Annotated in this window: 16 protein-coding genes and 1 riboswitch; of the genes, 9 read left to right on the forward strand and 7 right to left on the reverse strand. The window is 49.5% G+C overall.

Annotated elements, in window-relative coordinates:
• Positions 1–49: 49 nt before the first annotated feature.
• Positions 50–243, forward strand: a riboswitch (cyclic di-AMP (ydaO/yuaA leader).
• A 3-nt stretch (positions 244–246) separates the two neighbouring features.
• Positions 247–723: a C40 family peptidase gene (locus AC0YN0_RS30275; protein WP_475824612.1), complete on the forward strand. Its 477-nt coding sequence runs from the start codon at positions 247–249 to the stop codon at positions 721–723.
• A gap of 127 nt (positions 724–850) precedes the next feature.
• Here the strand turns inward: AC0YN0_RS30275 and AC0YN0_RS30280 are convergent, their stop codons facing one another.
• Positions 851–2,077, reverse strand: coding sequence for an MFS transporter (locus AC0YN0_RS30280; protein ID WP_475824613.1), 1,227 nt, complete (start codon positions 2,075–2,077; stop codon positions 851–853).
• Between the two features lie 99 nt (positions 2,078–2,176).
• Here AC0YN0_RS30280 and AC0YN0_RS30285 point away from each other — a divergent pair, with 99 nt between their 5' ends.
• The gene (locus tag AC0YN0_RS30285; RefSeq protein ID WP_475824614.1) at positions 2,177–2,698 is read left to right on the forward strand and encodes a GNAT family N-acetyltransferase; all 522 of its coding nucleotides are present in this window, start codon (positions 2,177–2,179) and stop codon (positions 2,696–2,698) included.
• Positions 2,699–2,713: 15 nt separating this feature from the next.
• Here the strand turns inward: AC0YN0_RS30285 and AC0YN0_RS30290 are convergent, their stop codons facing one another.
• Together AC0YN0_RS30290 and AC0YN0_RS30295 are read right to left on the reverse strand one after the other, a co-directional pair.
• Positions 2,714–3,952 carry an EAL domain-containing protein gene (locus AC0YN0_RS30290; RefSeq protein ID WP_475824615.1) on the reverse strand — a complete coding sequence of 413 codons (1,239 nt, stop codon included), beginning with the start codon at positions 3,950–3,952 and terminating at the stop codon, positions 2,714–2,716.
• Between the two features lie 177 nt (positions 3,953–4,129).
• On the reverse strand, positions 4,130–4,429 hold the full coding sequence (locus tag AC0YN0_RS30295) for a hypothetical protein (RefSeq protein ID WP_475824616.1): 300 nt from the start codon (positions 4,427–4,429) through the stop codon (positions 4,130–4,132).
• Between the two features lie 247 nt (positions 4,430–4,676).
• Here AC0YN0_RS30295 and motA point away from each other — a divergent pair, with 247 nt between their 5' ends.
• Together motA and AC0YN0_RS30305 are read left to right on the forward strand one after the other, a co-directional pair.
• Complete coding sequence (gene motA / locus AC0YN0_RS30300) at positions 4,677–5,477, forward strand: flagellar motor stator protein MotA (RefSeq protein ID WP_442050138.1); 801 nt, start codon at positions 4,677–4,679, stop codon at positions 5,475–5,477.
• Entirely contained in the window at positions 5,461–6,288 is an 828-nt protein-coding gene (locus AC0YN0_RS30305; RefSeq protein ID WP_475824617.1) for a flagellar motor protein MotB, read from the forward strand. The genes motA and AC0YN0_RS30305 overlap by 17 nt, the downstream gene beginning before the upstream one ends.
• Positions 6,289–6,364: 76 nt before the next feature.
• Here AC0YN0_RS30305 and rluF read toward each other — a convergent pair whose 3' ends face one another.
• Genes rluF through AC0YN0_RS30320 form a run of 3 tightly spaced genes read right to left on the reverse strand, consistent with a single transcriptional unit; the run spans position 6,365 to position 9,713 of the window.
• Positions 6,365–7,069 (reverse strand): 23S rRNA pseudouridine(2604) synthase RluF, encoded by a 705-nt coding sequence (gene rluF, locus AC0YN0_RS30310; RefSeq protein ID WP_475824618.1) that lies wholly within the window; start codon positions 7,067–7,069, stop codon positions 6,365–6,367.
• An 8-nt stretch (positions 7,070–7,077) separates the two neighbouring features.
• Positions 7,078–7,845 carry an NAD(P)H-binding protein gene (locus AC0YN0_RS30315; protein ID WP_475824619.1) on the reverse strand — a complete coding sequence of 256 codons (768 nt, stop codon included), beginning with the start codon at positions 7,843–7,845 and terminating at the stop codon, positions 7,078–7,080.
• 26 nt (positions 7,846–7,871) lie between these two features.
• Entirely contained in the window at positions 7,872–9,713 is a 1,842-nt protein-coding gene (locus tag AC0YN0_RS30320; RefSeq protein ID WP_475824620.1) for an ATP-binding protein, read from the reverse strand.
• Positions 9,714–9,989: 276 nt separating this feature from the next.
• Between AC0YN0_RS30320 and tadA the strand changes: the two genes are divergently transcribed.
• Positions 9,990–10,454, forward strand: a complete 465-nt coding sequence (gene tadA, locus AC0YN0_RS30325) for a tRNA adenosine(34) deaminase TadA (protein ID WP_442050143.1) — start codon at positions 9,990–9,992, stop codon at positions 10,452–10,454.
• Here tadA and AC0YN0_RS30330 read toward each other — a convergent pair whose 3' ends face one another.
• The gene (locus AC0YN0_RS30330; RefSeq protein WP_442050144.1) at positions 10,455–10,649 is read right to left on the reverse strand and encodes a Spo0E family sporulation regulatory protein-aspartic acid phosphatase; all 195 of its coding nucleotides are present in this window, start codon (positions 10,647–10,649) and stop codon (positions 10,455–10,457) included. It abuts the gene before it with no gap.
• Between the two features lie 467 nt (positions 10,650–11,116).
• Here AC0YN0_RS30330 and AC0YN0_RS30335 point away from each other — a divergent pair, with 467 nt between their 5' ends.
• From AC0YN0_RS30335 to AC0YN0_RS30350, 4 genes are all read left to right on the forward strand, one after another.
• Positions 11,117–12,292 (forward strand): carboxylate--amine ligase, encoded by a 1,176-nt coding sequence (locus tag AC0YN0_RS30335; RefSeq protein ID WP_475824621.1) that lies wholly within the window; start codon positions 11,117–11,119, stop codon positions 12,290–12,292.
• 28 nt (positions 12,293–12,320) lie between these two features.
• Complete coding sequence (locus AC0YN0_RS30340; protein ID WP_475824622.1) at positions 12,321–13,814, forward strand: Mur ligase family protein; 1,494 nt, start codon at positions 12,321–12,323, stop codon at positions 13,812–13,814.
• A 44-nt stretch (positions 13,815–13,858) separates the two neighbouring features.
• The gene (cuyB, locus tag AC0YN0_RS30345) at positions 13,859–14,575 is read left to right on the forward strand and encodes a cysteate racemase (protein WP_475824623.1); all 717 of its coding nucleotides are present in this window, start codon (positions 13,859–13,861) and stop codon (positions 14,573–14,575) included.
• A gap of 312 nt (positions 14,576–14,887) precedes the next feature.
• A complete protein-coding gene (locus AC0YN0_RS30350) occupies positions 14,888–16,009 on the forward strand; it encodes a GntR family transcriptional regulator (protein ID WP_475824624.1) in 1,122 nt (373 codons plus the stop codon).
• Positions 16,010–16,267 lie beyond the last annotated feature (258 nt).

Raw genomic sequence — 16,267 nt, forward strand, 5'->3', positions numbered from 1 at the left:
GTTAGAAAGGCAGGAGATCAATGAAAATAATCGAATAATTGTCAAGAGCAAAACAAAACTGCCTAATTTCCTAGCGGAAAACGGGGGAACCACTCTGGGTGAATTGATTCCGACGCCACGGCTATAAGTCATACCGCCTCTGTAGAAGAGGACATCATCGACTTGTTCGTAGCGCCTGAGGAATCATAGGGAACCTTCAACCGAACCCCACAGCTAACCTCGTCGGCACCGGAAGGAGTTTCACAATTGAAAAAGGTTACCGTAATGCTTTTGGGGCTTGCGCTCTTGCTCGCTTTTCAAGCGGGAAGCGTTTTCGCAGACTCCAAAATGAACGGATTTATCAATGACGTCATTGGTACTCCGTACAAAAGCGGTGGAACTACCGCGAAAGGCTTCGATTGCTCCGGCTTCACGAGCTATGTGTTCGCTAAGATGGGCATCGATCTTCCTCGCGTTTCCTCCGATCAAGCAACAGTTGGCACGAAGGTCGCTAAAGATGACCTGATTGCCGGGGATCTTGTGTTCTTCGACACAAGCGGCGGCAACAACGGCGCAATTTCCCACGTCGGTATCTACATAGGGGACGGCAAGATTGTACACGCTTCGGTTAGCCGCGGCGTTGTAGTCGACAAGCTCGATTCCTCTTACTACAAACCTCGTTATGTGACAGCACGTCGCATTCTTAGCGAGGAAGCATTCACTACTTACGCCGACGCAAAATAGTTTCACCCTTTACAACAAAGCCGCACTCTGTTCGTCCACACGAGACAACAGTCTGCGGCTTTGTTGTTTTTCTGACAAAATAGGCCACCCCAACAGCCTGCGGGCTGTTGGGGTGGCCTATTACTTTCTATCTATTACGCACAGCATCGCGCCGCTGCGACTGCCCTCTGCCCAGCACAAGCATTGCGCCCAGTACGAGCAGCATGATCAGAACCAGTACGCTTACATACCAAAGCGTAACCCCGCCGTCATATCGATCCATGAACCAGCCGGTAACGCGAGGGAAGATTGCCCCGCCAAGCCCGCCGCATGCTACGAGCAGGCTCGTCGTCCGCTCAGTCATGCCTGGGATTAACGCGTTCGCATAGACAAGGGCGATACCGAATATACCCGAGAAGAACAGACCGCTTAAGGCGACGAAGAAGAGCATCGAGCTGAGTTGACCCATGAGCGCCATTAATGCGAACACGATCGTTGCTCCGCCAGTAGCAATAAACAAATACTTCGCGTACCCCATTTTCTCCGCCAACGTGCCTGCAAATATACGTCCGAACACCATTGTTGCCCAGAACAGGCTGAGCGCTGCCGCAGCACTCGACTCATCTACCTGCGAACGCTCAATAAGCAAGGAAGGCAAGTAATTGGAGAAGCTCATCTCCATGCCTACGTAGATCATGAAGAACGCTGCCGACAGCAGCAAGAACGGAAGCGCAGTGCGCGGATAACCGAATAAACCGGTTCTTGCACCCGCCGTCTCTTGCTCCAGGCTGCTGCTCACCACTGCTTTCGGCGGTTGAAAGCCGATCTGCTCGTCCAGCTTGCCGAAGGACATCGTGAGCCATAATACGAATGTAACGCCCGACAGTGCCGCCAGTATCGGGAACGATACCTGCCATACGTTCTGAGCGATCAAGTAAGCGGCTGCAACCGGTATAATAAGCGCGCCGACGCCAAAGAACGTTTCCAACCGGCTCATCGCCGAAGCCTTGCCCTTAGCAAGGTCGATAATCATCGCGCCGACGACCGCTTCCGTCATGCCGAAGCCGAACCCCGCGAGAGGAGCAACGGCCAGCATCCAGCCCCAGGGAAGAAGCAGGCTGTAAGCGGCTTCGCTTAAAGTAAGCGCGCCAAGCGCAATAAGCACCGCGCCTCGCTTGCCGATTCTTGCCGTGATGGAGGGAGCCAGTATGACACCGACCAGGAAGCCGAGAAATTGATTCATAATCCATTGTCCGCCGTCTTTGTACGTGAGCCCATAATGATCAATCAGCTGCTCCAGTATCGATCCGCCTACCACATGCGCAATACCGATTACCAAGTAAGACAGACAGCCGATCCATATTAACTTCTTCATGCCGTAGTTCTCCTTATGTCCGCGCGCCTTCTGGCGCCTATCTGATATACTTATTCGTAAGTATCCAACTCATTTGCTCCGTCCGGAGGTTATAAGAAATTGAATCATTTAAACCACTCTTCTCATTATAAACGCTATCCGATTCAAATGACCATATGTCCGCTGGAAATACAGCATGCTGTCGAAATATGTAATTGGAATTACGAGCCTCCCTACGACGTCTACCACTGGCCAACTTGGGAGCAAATGCAAAAGGACGAAATCGAATTCGGCGATCCCGTCCTGCGTGCGCAGCAATATATAGCAATCGTTGACGATAGGTCGAGACTGATCGGCTTCGCCCAGTTGTTCCCCATGACCGACGTAACCAGGCTCGGGCTCGGCCTTCGGCCCGATCTATGCAGCCGGGGTCTTGGACCTTCCTTCGCTAAGCTAATTGCACTTGAAGCGCGAAGAAGAATGCCTCAGCATGAGATCGACTTGGAGGTGCTCGCTTGGAATACGCGAGCCGTACGCGCCTATGAACAGGCGGGCTTCCGCATTACCGATACGTATGCCCGTCCTTCTCGGAACGGTTACGCCGAATGCCACTGCATGGTGTTCGAGCCCATCCAGAGCTAACAGCTCTGAATGCAATTATATCGCTTGCGTGCCATGCTCTATATCGATTACATCCGCGAATAAAATAAGTCCAGGTCCAACAAGCACCGATATCGTCCGAATCCATGCATGTGTATCGAGATCCGTATAAGCTCTCGATACAATCGATCTTCGATCCTCGTTCATCTGTACGATGTTCGGAACGAAGTAAGGCCGCCAGCACCAGTTCGCGCCTCGGAACTGGTCCTCGCTCCGCCATGAGCCGTCAGACTCGCGAAAATAGTTCGCCGATAGCTGGATGCCGTCCTGATTGCACAAGTACACGCGAATATAGCTCGTGTCCAGCTCCGGCAGAAGCCGCAGAGCCCAATCGTCATTATTTTCCGTAATGCCATCGGAGGTTTCCACAATATGCGCGAGTTGCTTCGCAAGCTGCTCGGCCTTGACTTGCCAATCGCGCTCCGAGATGACGTGATGCAGCAGATGCCTCTCCAGTTCCTCTACAATAATCGGAGCGAAGCAATCGGGATCGCGGAAGTCCGCCTCGGCCCTCGCGAACATGAACCCTTGCACATAACGCGCGCCCGCTCGAATCGCCCTGGCAAGATCCTCTCTCGTCTCGACACCTTCCACGAGCAAGGAGGCGCCGATCAGCTCCGCCATATCTGAGAAGGAGCGAAGCACGCCGAAGTAGCCGTCATGCGTTGCGCTCCTCTTAATCATATGTATATCGATCTTCAGCAAGTTAGGCTGAATCTGAGCAATACGGTCGAAGCTGCTGAAACCGCTGCCTACATCATCAATTGCAATCTGACAGCCTTGCTCCCGATAGAGGTCTACAACGGTGCGAAGCACCTCCATTGAGCCTTGGAAGCTCTGCTCCGTAATCTCAATAACGACTTTCCTTGGGTCAATGCCGTATTTCTTAAGCAGAGACAACGTGAACAGCTCTCCGGATTGCTCATAACGATAAATCCAGGAAGGCTTTAGATTAATAAACAGCATAGGAGGTTCATCCATCTGACCCAGCTTGGCAAAAGCCTGCTCGCGCAACAGCCGATCCACGAGAATATGCTCCTCATCGGGCACCGTCTCATCACTAAAGAAAGGCCCCAAGCTGCGAACAGAATCTCCCTTTACCGCTCTAGCCAGCACCTCATAGCCCATAATTCGCCGAGTATCCATCGCTATGATCGGCTGATAGTAGGCTGCTAGCTTTTCGTCTTGTAGACCTAGCGCTTTTGGTAGTGCTATTGTAGTGTGACCATCACTCATAGCGCTCTCCTTTGTGTTACTCGCATGTTATATTATCTACCATATTAATGAGTACCATTGTAAATGAATCGACATTAAATGTAAAGAAGCGACATATTAACTGCCATTCCGACTATTTTGTCGAATGATACATCTATTATATAGTAGCAATCTAACAGCATCTGGAGAAAAGGTGACTTAGATCAGTCTAACTATGCGTGTAACCTGATTGCTCTGGGATACTTCTATAATATGATGTTTGCTGTTGTAAGTAATGACGCCTTCGCCGACCTTAATTTCCGGATTCTCGCCCAGTCCGAAAAACACGTCGTCAGCCAGCGCTTCCATTACCTCATGACGGTCATCCTCATGCAGCGCTTCCCATTCCTCGGTTTCCATCTCAAAAAACGTGTAGCTGTTCTCAATCTCCGCTACAGCCTCCGTCAACTCTTTCAAAATATCCGCGTATTCTCTTGCATGTCTTACTCCCATGTTCATAACCTGCCTTCTATTATTAGTGTCGTTTATCGGGCTTGCTCCGCATGTCTTCATCGGGCTTTCAAATCCCCAATGCATATGGCCTTATACTCCTATTTTACATCATTTCGACAATATTAAACGTCTTCCGCCCCAAATCGTTTCGTTTACTCTAATCTCAGCCACCCTATTTGTCGATAATAATAGAAAGTAGACAAGCGTAAACGCTAGAATATTTAATTCGAATACGTACTGGACGGGGTGTATGATGAAAAATTCAACAATTATAGGTATTGTACTAGGTCTTGTCGCTGTTTTGGGAGGTATGGTGTTTAAAGGCGCTCATTTATCGTCTCTAGCCAATCCGGCCGCATTCATGATTATCATACTAGGTACAATTGCAGCGGTCATGGTTGCCTTCCCAATGTCTGAGCTCGGAAAAATCGGTAAACTGTTCAAAATGGTTTTCTCCGAACAAAAGCTTATGCAACGCGATCAGCTGATCGCTAACTTTATGGAATGGGCATCGATCACGCGCCGCGAGGGCTTGCTTGCGCTTGAAGCGAAGGTCGACGATATCGAAGATCCGTTTCTCCGGAACGGCATGCGCATGATTATCGACGGCAACGACCAAGACTTCGTTCGCGACGTCTTGCTTGAAGACATTGCCGCTACCGAAGATCGCCACAAAGCCGGCGCGCTCATCTTCACGCAAGCTGGTACCTATGCGCCTACGCTCGGGGTACTCGGCGCCGTTGTCGGTCTCGTCGCGGCACTTGCCGACATGAGCGACATGGAGAAGCTGGCTCATGCGATCGCCGGCGCTTTCATCGCAACCTTGCTTGGTATATTCACAGGTTATGTATTATGGCATCCGATTGCCAACAAATTAAAGCGTTTGTCGAAGAGCGAGATTCAAATCCGCCTAATGATGGTTGAAGGTCTGCTGTCCATTCAATCCGGCGTATCGACGATTGCGATTAACCAGAAGTTGTCCGTATTCCTCACTCCAACAGAAAGAAGAAAACTGAGGGAGAAGGAGGAAGGCGCCGTTGAGCAGAAAGCATAAGCATGACGATCACGAAGAGCATGTAGACGAATCTTGGCTCATCCCTTATGCCGACTTGCTGACCCTGCTGCTTGCACTCTTCATCGTTCTGTACTCCATGAACTCCGTTGATGTGAAGAAGTTCGAGGAAATGTCCAAGGCATTCAGCATCGCGCTTAATAGCGGCAGCGGCATACTCGATAGTCCGGCAATCACGCCGGAAGGCGATTCTCCCGATAAGCCGAAGGAAGATCAAATCAAAAAAGACGATAATCCGAAGGATCAGAAAGAACAAGATGCACAGAAGCTTCGCGAGGCTGCCTTGAAGCAAGAGCAAGAGGATCTCGAGAAACTGAAGAAGCAGCTTGACGAATATATTGATAAAAACGGCCTGACAACCGATCTGGAGACGAAGCTCAATATGTCCCAGCTCATGATTACGATCAGCGACAATGCGCTATTCGCTCCTGCACAGGCGACCGTCAAGCCGGAATCGAGAGAGCTTGCCATAGCCATCGGCAAGATGCTGCAAGGATATCCCGATTACGAAGTCATCATATCCGGCCATACCGATACGACCCCCATTTCGACCGTCTTCTTCAAGTCCAATTGGGATTTAAGCTCGATGCGGGCCATTCGGTTCATGGATATTTTGCTGGAGAACAAGCAGCTTAAGCCTCAACAATTCAGAGCCGTCGGCTATGGCGAGTATCAGCCGATTGCCGACAATAAGACGACTGAGGGCAAAGCGAAGAATAGACGGGTCGAAGTATCGATCTCGCATACCGTCGCCGATCCAACTAATCAGCAAGTCATTCCAGCCGCCAAATAAATACGAAGCCCCGGCAAGCTGCTTCATCGCAGCCTGTCGGGGCTTTATACTTTCATCGGAATTAACATAGATAAGGTTAGCTGTTTACCTCATACCCCAGTGTCCGGAATAACGCCGACTTCTCCGCCTCCGTTAGATCACGCCACTTCCCGGATGCGAGCCCGCCAAGCTGAATATTCATAACCCGTACACGCTGAAGCTTCCTGACATGATAACCGAACGCCTCGCACATGCGACGAATTTGCCTATTCTTTCCTTCGGTCAGAATAATGCGGAATACGCGGTCTGTCACACGCGTTACCTTGCAAGGCAGCGTCATGCTGCCGAGTATGCGCACACCCTCCGACATGCCTCGAACGAAGGAATCGTTAATAGGACGGTCAACGGTTACTATGTATTCCTTCTCATGCTTGCCTTCCGAACGCAGAATCGGGTTCACGACATCGCCATCATTCGTAAGCAGAATGAGGCCCTCGGAATCCTTATCGAGTCTTCCGATCGGGAATATGCGTTCCTCATGACCGATAAAGTCAACGATATTGCCTTTAATATGAAGCTCAGTCGTACAAGTAATGCCGACAGGCTTATTCAACGCAATATATACATGCCGTTTCTGTTCGCCAATCCGTCGTCCATCCACGCGCACATCATCGCCTAGCTCGGCTTGGCTGCCGAGCACGGCCGTCTCGCCATTAATCGTAACTCGGCCGCTGTCCACCAGCTTGTCCGCCTCGCGGCGCGAGCAGTAGCCCGTCTCACTAATAAACTTGTTAATTCTCATCTGTATGTTCACCTCGCCTGTATATGCCCTATCTCAGCAATGTCGCCCGAAGCGTACACCTTTACTTCAGGACTCCGCTGAACGGTCCTATTCTGCCCTTGCCCATGCTGCTCCGCCCATGCGATTCGAGTAGCCCGAAGCATTGCAGCAGCCACTACATCGCCGCGAATCGCCCTATACCTGCGCAGCGGTCCGACCATCGTGAAGCCAAGCGCCGTTGCCAGCCACGTCCCCACCGTCTCGCCTAGCCGCTTTTCTTTCCGGTGACCAAGCAGCAACGACGGCTGGAAAATATGGAGCAGAGGTATTTCCAGCTTCGCAAGCTCCTCTTCAAGCTCGCCCTTTACTCGGCTGTAGAAGAAAGCCGAGCTCTTGGAAGATCCCATCGCCGTAATTACAGCGAACTGCGATGCATTCACTCGCTTCGCATAGCGAGCCAGCGCGAGCGGATATTCCAAATCAACCGTGCGGAACGCTTCCTGCGAGCCCGCCGCTTTAATCGTTGTTCCAAGCGCGCAATAGACAATATCGGCCTCTACGTCCTGCAGCGCTAAATCGATATCATCGAAGGATGCTACAATTATTCGCAGCTTAGACCTCTTGGCCTCAAGTCCCGCCGTTGCAGCAGCATCCAGCGGCCGCCTAGCGAGCACGGTCACCGCTCTAGAATTCGGATCCTCCAGCAGTTGTCTTAACAGCGCAGCGCCAACAAGCCCGGTCGCACCTGCAAGCACACAGCTATAGCCCTCTCCATCGTCACGAGGCCCAGCGCTCATTGCATCCTCTCCCTCGCACTTCGCATCTACATACCCTCGGTTAATGATGCTTCTAGTATACCGTCCTCCGTCAAAGGTTTCAAAGCCGGAAGCGACACATGCACCGTTGTTCCCACATTTTCTTGGCTTTGAAAATCGAGATTCCCTTTATGATTCAGAATAATTCGCTGGCTGACCATAATACCAAGTCCCGTGCCCGATTCCTTCCCCGTGAAGAACGGGTCGCCGATCTTCGAGATCATCTCCTCCGGAATGCCGACACCTTCGTCCGTAATCGTAATCGAAACGATCCCTTTTCGATTCGTAATATGAATATGGATCGGGCCGCCTGCCGGCATCGCCTCGATCGCGTTTTTCAGCAGATTAATGAATACTTGCTTCAATTGATTCTCTTCGCATGAAACGAGACAGTTCTCTTCCGTGAATAGCGACTTAAATTCGATATTGTGCAGATGCGCCTCGCTATTCATCAATGCAACAACATCATTTAAAATATTGCGCATATCCTTGGTTACAAACTTCGTGGCCTGCGGTTTCGCCAAGATGAGGAACTCGCCGACAATCAGATTAATTCGGTCCAGCTCCGATAACATCAGACCTACATGAGACACATTAAGCTGCTTCGTCTGCTGCTGCAGCTGGAGAAAACCTCTCAGTGTTGTAAGCGGATTCCGAATTTCATGCGCGACCCCTGCCGCCAATTGTCCGACCGTGGTTAGCTTCTCGGAGCGCCGCAGCAGCTCGTCCATCTTATTGCGGGAGCGCATATCTCTAGAAATGCTTGCGAAGGCGCGGATTGTCCCGTCTGAATCGCGGATTGGCGATATGGTGATACTCACCGGGATCAACTCTCCCGACTTCGTCATTCGCATGGTTTCCTTGGCCGGAAGAACTCTGCCTGCGACGAGCTGACTGAGCATCTGTTCCAGCTCGTCACGGTGTGAATCGGGCAAGATCGGGAATACAAGGCCAATCGCCTCCTCTTCCTCATAACCGTAAAGCAGCTCGAAAGCGCGGTTCACCTGAATAATCGTGCCATCCAGCTCCAAGAGATGGATCGCATCGCTAGTATGATTAATGAACGACTCCAGATGCTCCTTCATCCGTCTATTCTCTTCGAACGCCTTGCGCAGTTTGTCCATATAGATGCTTAAGTTTTGCGACATGGCATTCACCTTCAAAGCGAGCAGACCGAATTCATCCTTGCGCCGAATCTGTATCGGCTGATGGAACCTTACGGATGACACCTCATTAACCTTCCATAAAATATCTTTGAGCGGGCGTATCATAACGCCTACAAGCCAATAACTAATTAATAGTACGAGTACCGTAACGATTGCGGAGTAGATTAACGTGTCATTTCGTTTCTCTCCAACGAGATCCTGAATGCCTTTGCCGTCATAGACGATACTGATTGTATAGCTTCCAAGCTTCTCGTTCGAATAGTAGCTTCGATAATACGTTTTGTCGTCGATGGTCATTTTGCGAAACACAAATTCACTGTCTCTCGCTTCTTGCACAAATGGGCTATCGTTGATAGCATCATTGTAAGCATACGTTCCCGCCGATATTTCCTGCGAGTTATTATGGAAGACGGTAATCTCTTTGATATTGTTATTTAATTTCTGTACCAGGTCGAACATGTCTCTGCCTTCTACCTTACTCTTCAATCCTAGAGACCCGCCATCCGATCTCGTTTTGAAGGCATCCATGGATACAGCTACCTGTATGGATGTGTCCAGCATGACCTGCTTCATTTCTTCCCGTATGCTGCGTATCCAAGCATATTCGTTCAACATGCTGTAGACAATGAAAATCGAGAGTACAATAAGAGAAATCATAAGTGAAAACTTCATCTTAATCGACAACGATAGACACATCCTTTTGTTCGATGATCATTTCGGAGCAGTTCCTAGGAACTATTCCATTAACTAGAAATTTATAAAAATAGCGATATCGCATAAAAGTCGTTACTTATAGACAGCTTATACCCACTGTTCACATGAGTTATACACAGAAGTTGATATAATGTGCATAAGTTTGTGGATAACTAATATTTTATCCACAATTCTATCCACTGCATGTTAACAACGGAATATTTGTTCGCAGAATAAACTACGATTATCGAAAGGAAATTTACCAAAATGATACGAGAACTGGAAGATCAGGCCTGGATGACGGAAGCTATCGCAGAAGCCCGAAAAGCTGAGCAGATCGGGGAAGTGCCAATCGGGGCTATTATCGTTCGTAATAATGAGATTATCGGAAGGGGTTATAACTTAAGAGAGACGCATAACGATCCAACCGCCCATGCGGAGATGGTCGCAATCCGCGACGCCACAGAACGCATCGGCGCATGGCGATTACTGGACTGTACGCTCTACGTCACATTGGAACCTTGTCCGATGTGTGCAGGCGCAATCGTCCAGTCTCGTGTGAAACGTGTCGTCTATGGCACTACCGATCCGAAGGCCGGCTGTGCAGGTACACTTATGAATCTGCTTCAAGAGCCGCGCTTCAATCATGAGACGGAGCTGACGAGCGGCATTCTTCAGCAAGAATGCGCCTCGCTGCTAACGCAGTTCTTCCGCAAATTGAGGGAGAAGTAATCATATATTCGATTGCCTGGAAGAACTGTATGTCAGCTCTTCCCGCTGTAGATATTGCAGTTCTACGATCAATTGATCAGCCTCTTCGCTGATCGCCAGAACGTCGGGGTCAGTCAAGCTGCCTCGTGCCTCAGCAATTTCATGAAGCTTAAGCCGCAGCGAATGCAATTGTTGTAGCAGATTGTATTTGTCCATATTCGCTTCGGGGCACACTCCTTATATAGCACTCGTGTGGTAATAGTTCTATTATACTCCTAGACTTTTAAGGAGTTTGTAAAATCATGTCGACGATCACCAGCAATTTTCATTTATTATTCGACATCTGCGCTTTATTTTTTACCCTTTAATAGTTCTAATTTCCTATTTCTGTTTATAGTGAAAGGAAATCAATTTATAATCGTTTACGTTTAAAACCGATTATGGCGCCTATTATTGCTAATAAATCCATTTGTATTATAAGGAAGTATGCAGTAAAATTATTTGAGAAAAACTCCTGTCGGAGCACCTCTAAGATGTGCGACCCTAAAGTTTGCAAAGGCAAACTCGCTTCGAAAGCATGGGAAGTTTTTATCGCCAATCAGAATGATTGCCTTTACCTTATATCTGTAAAGTACATAACCATTCTGATGTGGTAAGCAAATCAAGCGGGGTGTGCCTTTTCTATGAACAACAAAGCAGTCATCTTAGGATGCAATTATTATATCGGCCTTAGTACGATTCGTTGCCTCGGCGTTAATGGAATACATACGGTTGCTGTCGATTACACAGACAATCATAATTACGGTGCTCAGTCCAAGTATTGTTCAGAGCGGCTGATTGCCCCTCATTATAAGAATGACAAGAAGGCTTTCATTCAATTTCTGAAGGACTACGCCAAAGGGCAATCCGCGCCTCCAGTGCTCATTCCTTGCCACGACAATTATGTTGAGGTAGTGGATGAATTTTTGGAGGAGCTGCGCGAGTTTTACCTCATTCCGCAGGATGTTCCAGGCATCTACACGAACCTGATGAACAAAGAAATTTTGCACCGTCTGGCGAGCGAGAACGGCGTTGCTGTCCCGGAAACCGTCCGCGTGGACGAAGACCAATTTTTCGAAAAAGTAGAATCGATCTTGAAATATCCGTGTGTCGTGAAGCCGACTGATTCTCCTTCGTTCGTTGCTAAGTTCAGGAAGAAGCTGTTCATAGTCGACAACAAAGCGCAGCTCGTTGAGGCGCTTGAGAAATCGAAGCAAGCTGGACTTGAAGTCATCGTACAGCGCATTATTCCAGGCTTCGATGATCATATGTACACCTATGACGCGTATTTGAATCAAGATTCCAAGGTGACGAACTGGGTAACTTGCCAGAAGTACCGCCAGTTCCCGATCAACTTCGGCGCTTCCGTCTATACGGGACAGAAGTATGTACAGGAACTGCACGATATCGGCGCTCCCTTCCTAGAGAAAATGAAATGGAAAGGCTTTGCCGAGATTGAGTTCAAAAAAGACGCTGATACCGGTCAGTTTTACTTGATCGAGGTCAACGTGCGCATCACTAACTTGAACAACCTGCTTTACAAAGTCGGAATGAACATTCCTTATCTCACATATATGGAACTGACAGGCTCGCCGCAGCCGCCAAGCGCGCTCAAGAAGGACACGAACCGCGTGTTCTGGTATTTCTACGAGGACTTGTTGGCCATCAGAGGTTACGTTCGCACGAAGCAGCTAACCGTCGGCCAAGTGTTCAAGTCGCTGTTCAAGCCCAAAGCACCTGCTATCTGGTCATGGAGCGATCCGAAGCCTGCCTTCGGATTCCTTCGCATGATTACCGGCAAAATTTTACGCAGATCATGAATCGATTCGGACAAAGGAGTGCGTTTAAATGATTCTGTTACGGGAACTACTGACATCCACCGCAACTTTAGATACGCTGCATCCGAAGGATATAACGGTTTCGGGAATTAGCTACCACTCCCAGAAGTGCAAGCCGGGCGACTTGTTCGTCGCAATCAACGGCTACCAAACGAATGGCCACAAGTATCTCGGCAACGCGGTAGAGAACGGCGCTGTCGCTGCTGTCGTCGAAGAGTTCAACTTCGATCTCGACATACCGCAAATTCGCGTAGCGAACAGCCGAATCGCTTTAGCGCAGCTTGGCGCGGCATTCTACGGCAACCCTGCCGACAAGATGAAGATGATCGGTATAACGGCGACGAACGGCAAGACAACGACCTCCTATATGACCAATGCCATCCTAGAGAACCATGGTCTCAAGACGGGGTTGATCGGTACAGTTGTCATCAAGGTTGACGATGTCTCTATCCCGTCGGAGCTGACAACGCCGGAATCGCTTGACCTGCAGCATTACTTGAAGCAAATGGTCGATAAGGGCGTTTCGCATGTCAGCATGGAGGTATCCTCCGCCGCTCTGGAAACTCGCCGGGTCGAGGGCGTCGATTACGACATTGTGACGTTCAACAATTTAAGCCGGGAGCATATCGATTCCCACGGAACGTTCGAGCAATATTTTGAGGCCAAATCCAGCTTGATCACGAATGCGGGCGAGCACAGCTACGCCGTCCTCAATCTCGACGATTCCTACTCGGCATCGCTCGCGGATAAGACGAAAGCAAGCGTCGTGACGTTCGGCGTGAAGAGCAAGGAAGGCCATTTTTATTGCAAAAATCTCGATCTGTCAACGGGACGCGCACGTTATACATACGAGATTGTGAAGCCGTTCCAAGTGGATGGCACTTGGCACACGGCTGGTGAATTCGATATTCAGCTTGCTGTACCAGGTCTGCATTCCGTCTATAATTCGATGGTGGCCATTACAGTGGCGCTGCTCTGCGGCATTCCCGTAGAAACCATTCAGGCTACGATGCGTACATTCGCCGGCGTTGAGCGCCGGTTCGAGTTCATATATGAAAATGATTTTATGATTATCGACGATCATTTCGCCAATCCAGGCAATATCCATGTCACGCTGGAGACGGTGAAGTTCATGGATTACGATAAGCTTCATCTTGTCTATGCCATTAGAGGCAGCCGCGGACCTACCGTCAATCGGGAAAACGCCGAGACGATTGTCCAGTGGATGAAGCGTTTGGAGCTTGATGAGATCATTGCTACGCGGAGTATTTCGCATGTGACGAGCAAGGACTTCGTCACCGATGAGGAGACGCAAGTATTCCTCGACGTCATGGAGCAAGCGAACATCCGTGTACGGCTGTATGACGAATTGCCTGACGCGATTGCTGAAGGGCTATCCCATGCAGCGTCTCGCGACTTAGTGCTGTTGGCAGGCTGTCAGGGCATGGATCCCGGCGCTCAGATCGCTCTGAAGCAGCTTGAGGACAGATCCGCTGCCAATTAATCCGCCGCATGGACAACTAATTCATTTTAAAAGTGGGTAGAGCAATGGAACATAAAAGCTTAGGCGTCATTGGCGGAATGGGCCCGAAGGCAACCTCCGTTTTCTTCGATAAGGTGATTGAGCATACGGCAGCCGACCGCGATCAAGAGCATATCAACATGATCATTCTGAATCATGTGACGCTGCCTGACCGTACGAGTGTCATTCTTAGCGGACAAGGAGAGCTGTTTTTGGAGGCGATCGCGAAGGACTTCAAGCTGCTCGAGCTTGCTGGGGCGGCGCATATCGCCATTCCGTGCAATACGTCGCATTACTTCTACGATCAGATGCAGGAGATGACCACCGTTCCAATTATTAATATGGTCGACGAAACGTTGAAGGCCATTCACGCGAAATACGGCGACAATAGCAAGATCGGTATACTGGCGACCACCGGCACTATTAACAGCGGTGTTTATAAGGCGGGCTGCGAGAGCTACAATATGAAGCTCCATGAGCCGAATGAAGCGATTCAAGAGCTCGTGATGGACATTATCTATAATCAGGTAAAAAGCAATCTGGAGGTCGATCCGGCCGTTCTTGAAGGGATCATTAACGAGCTCGTCTACCAAGAAGGCTGCAACTGCGTCATTATCGCTTGCACGGAGCTGTCGTGCATACCGATTAGCAAACAAACGATGGAAATCAGCATCGACGCCATGCAGGTGCTCGTGGACCAATCGATTGTGCGTTCTGGCAAGCAGACGATCACAGAGATATAACTAAGAGCGGTACAGGGATCGATCCCTGTACCGCTCTTTTTCTTTGGCGCTCTCATCGACCACCACTGCCACACCAGACCCTCACGCCGCAAGAGCACATATGGCTCCTACAGCACGAACACACTAGCTACTTCACCGCTACCGCTGTAAGCTCACCGGCGCTCTTACAGCTCCCTCTCGATCGAGCGACAAAGGGATGTTTATACGAAATGCACACCTATCTGCTTATTTCCGTTTTTCGTTGCAATTTCATTGATACAGTTGATACAATAGTTGCAGGTATTTCAATTCGGCTCTGAAGAAAGGAAATCCATGTCGACATATCCTTATTCCCGTATCAAGGAAGATATTAAGAAAAGAATACTGGAAGGCGAATGGCTTGGCGATACGAAGCTACCATCAAGCCGCGACTTCGCCGAGTCGTACCAATCAAGCGTGAATACGGTAGAGAAAGCGATCAAGGAGCTGTGTGCGGAAGGGCTTCTGAAGAGGGACAAGCGACGCGGCACGTTTATCGAGAACGGCGTCTCCTCGCCGCTCAGCCAAAGCCGATCCGGACTTATTGCCGCTTCGGTCGTCGGTATCGATAACCCGTTATGGGCATCGGCGCTTCGGGGGATCCAGGACGTGCTGCAGCTGCGTGGATATCACCTGCTCAGCTATAGCGACGACCGCAACCTCGACAAGCTGGAATCGCTTATTAAAGGAGCGGTTGCCAAGCGCGTAGACGGCGTCATTCTTAGCCCCATCTACGATCAGAACCATGAGGAGCGCAACCAGAAGCTTTACCGCTTACTGAAAACGAACGGCATCAAGGTTATTTTTCTCGACCGCTACATGTACAATAGCGACATTCCATTCGTAACGAGCGATAACGCGGCTGGTGCCTATCAGCTCACGAAGATGCTGATCGAGAAAGGCCATCGCCGCATCCTATTCATACGCAACTCCGATCTCAGCACGTTCAATGAACGGCTGCTTGGCGTAAAGCAAGCTTTTCTCGACTCGGGAATCGAATTCGCGCCCGAGCTGGATATACTTCTTCCGACCGCCTTCGAGAATTTCGCCGATGAATTCGAGGCGTACAGCTCGCGCCTTGCTTCGCTCATTACTGAGAGCGGCTGCACAGCGATCTTCTCAGCCAACGACCAGATCGCCGAAGCCGCAATTGCAGCGCTGGATAAGCTGCAGCTGCGTATTCCAGAGGATATCTCGCTCGTTACCTATGACGCTTTAAACCTCAACCTTAAGCTGAAGCTCGATATTACGGGCATTAATCAACCCTTCTACGACATGGGACGCACTGCAGCGCAGCAGCTCATGTATGTGCTCGAAGGCAAAGATCATCTATCCGTGCTCGGACAAATATGCAAAGGTGAGATCAATTACGGCAGCTCGATCGGCAAAGCACTGCCACTGGAATCCATCGTGTAATTTCACCCCTCATACGGCTTGGCAAAAAGAGAGACTGAACCCGTTCAGTCTCTCTTTTCTGTATCATCTGTATTAATTAATAACAATATATCATTTAATTATTGACACAGTGAATAAACGGATTTATGATAAGGCTGTAAATTAACACAGAATATTCAAATCTGTATCAAAGTTATTGATACAGACGCCGACGAGAATCGAGCTGCCACCTTCAGCAAACTTCAACTAATGAACGCAATCGATGATGCAGGCCTCAGT

The organism is Paenibacillus sp. J22P218, from assembly GCF_056269195.1.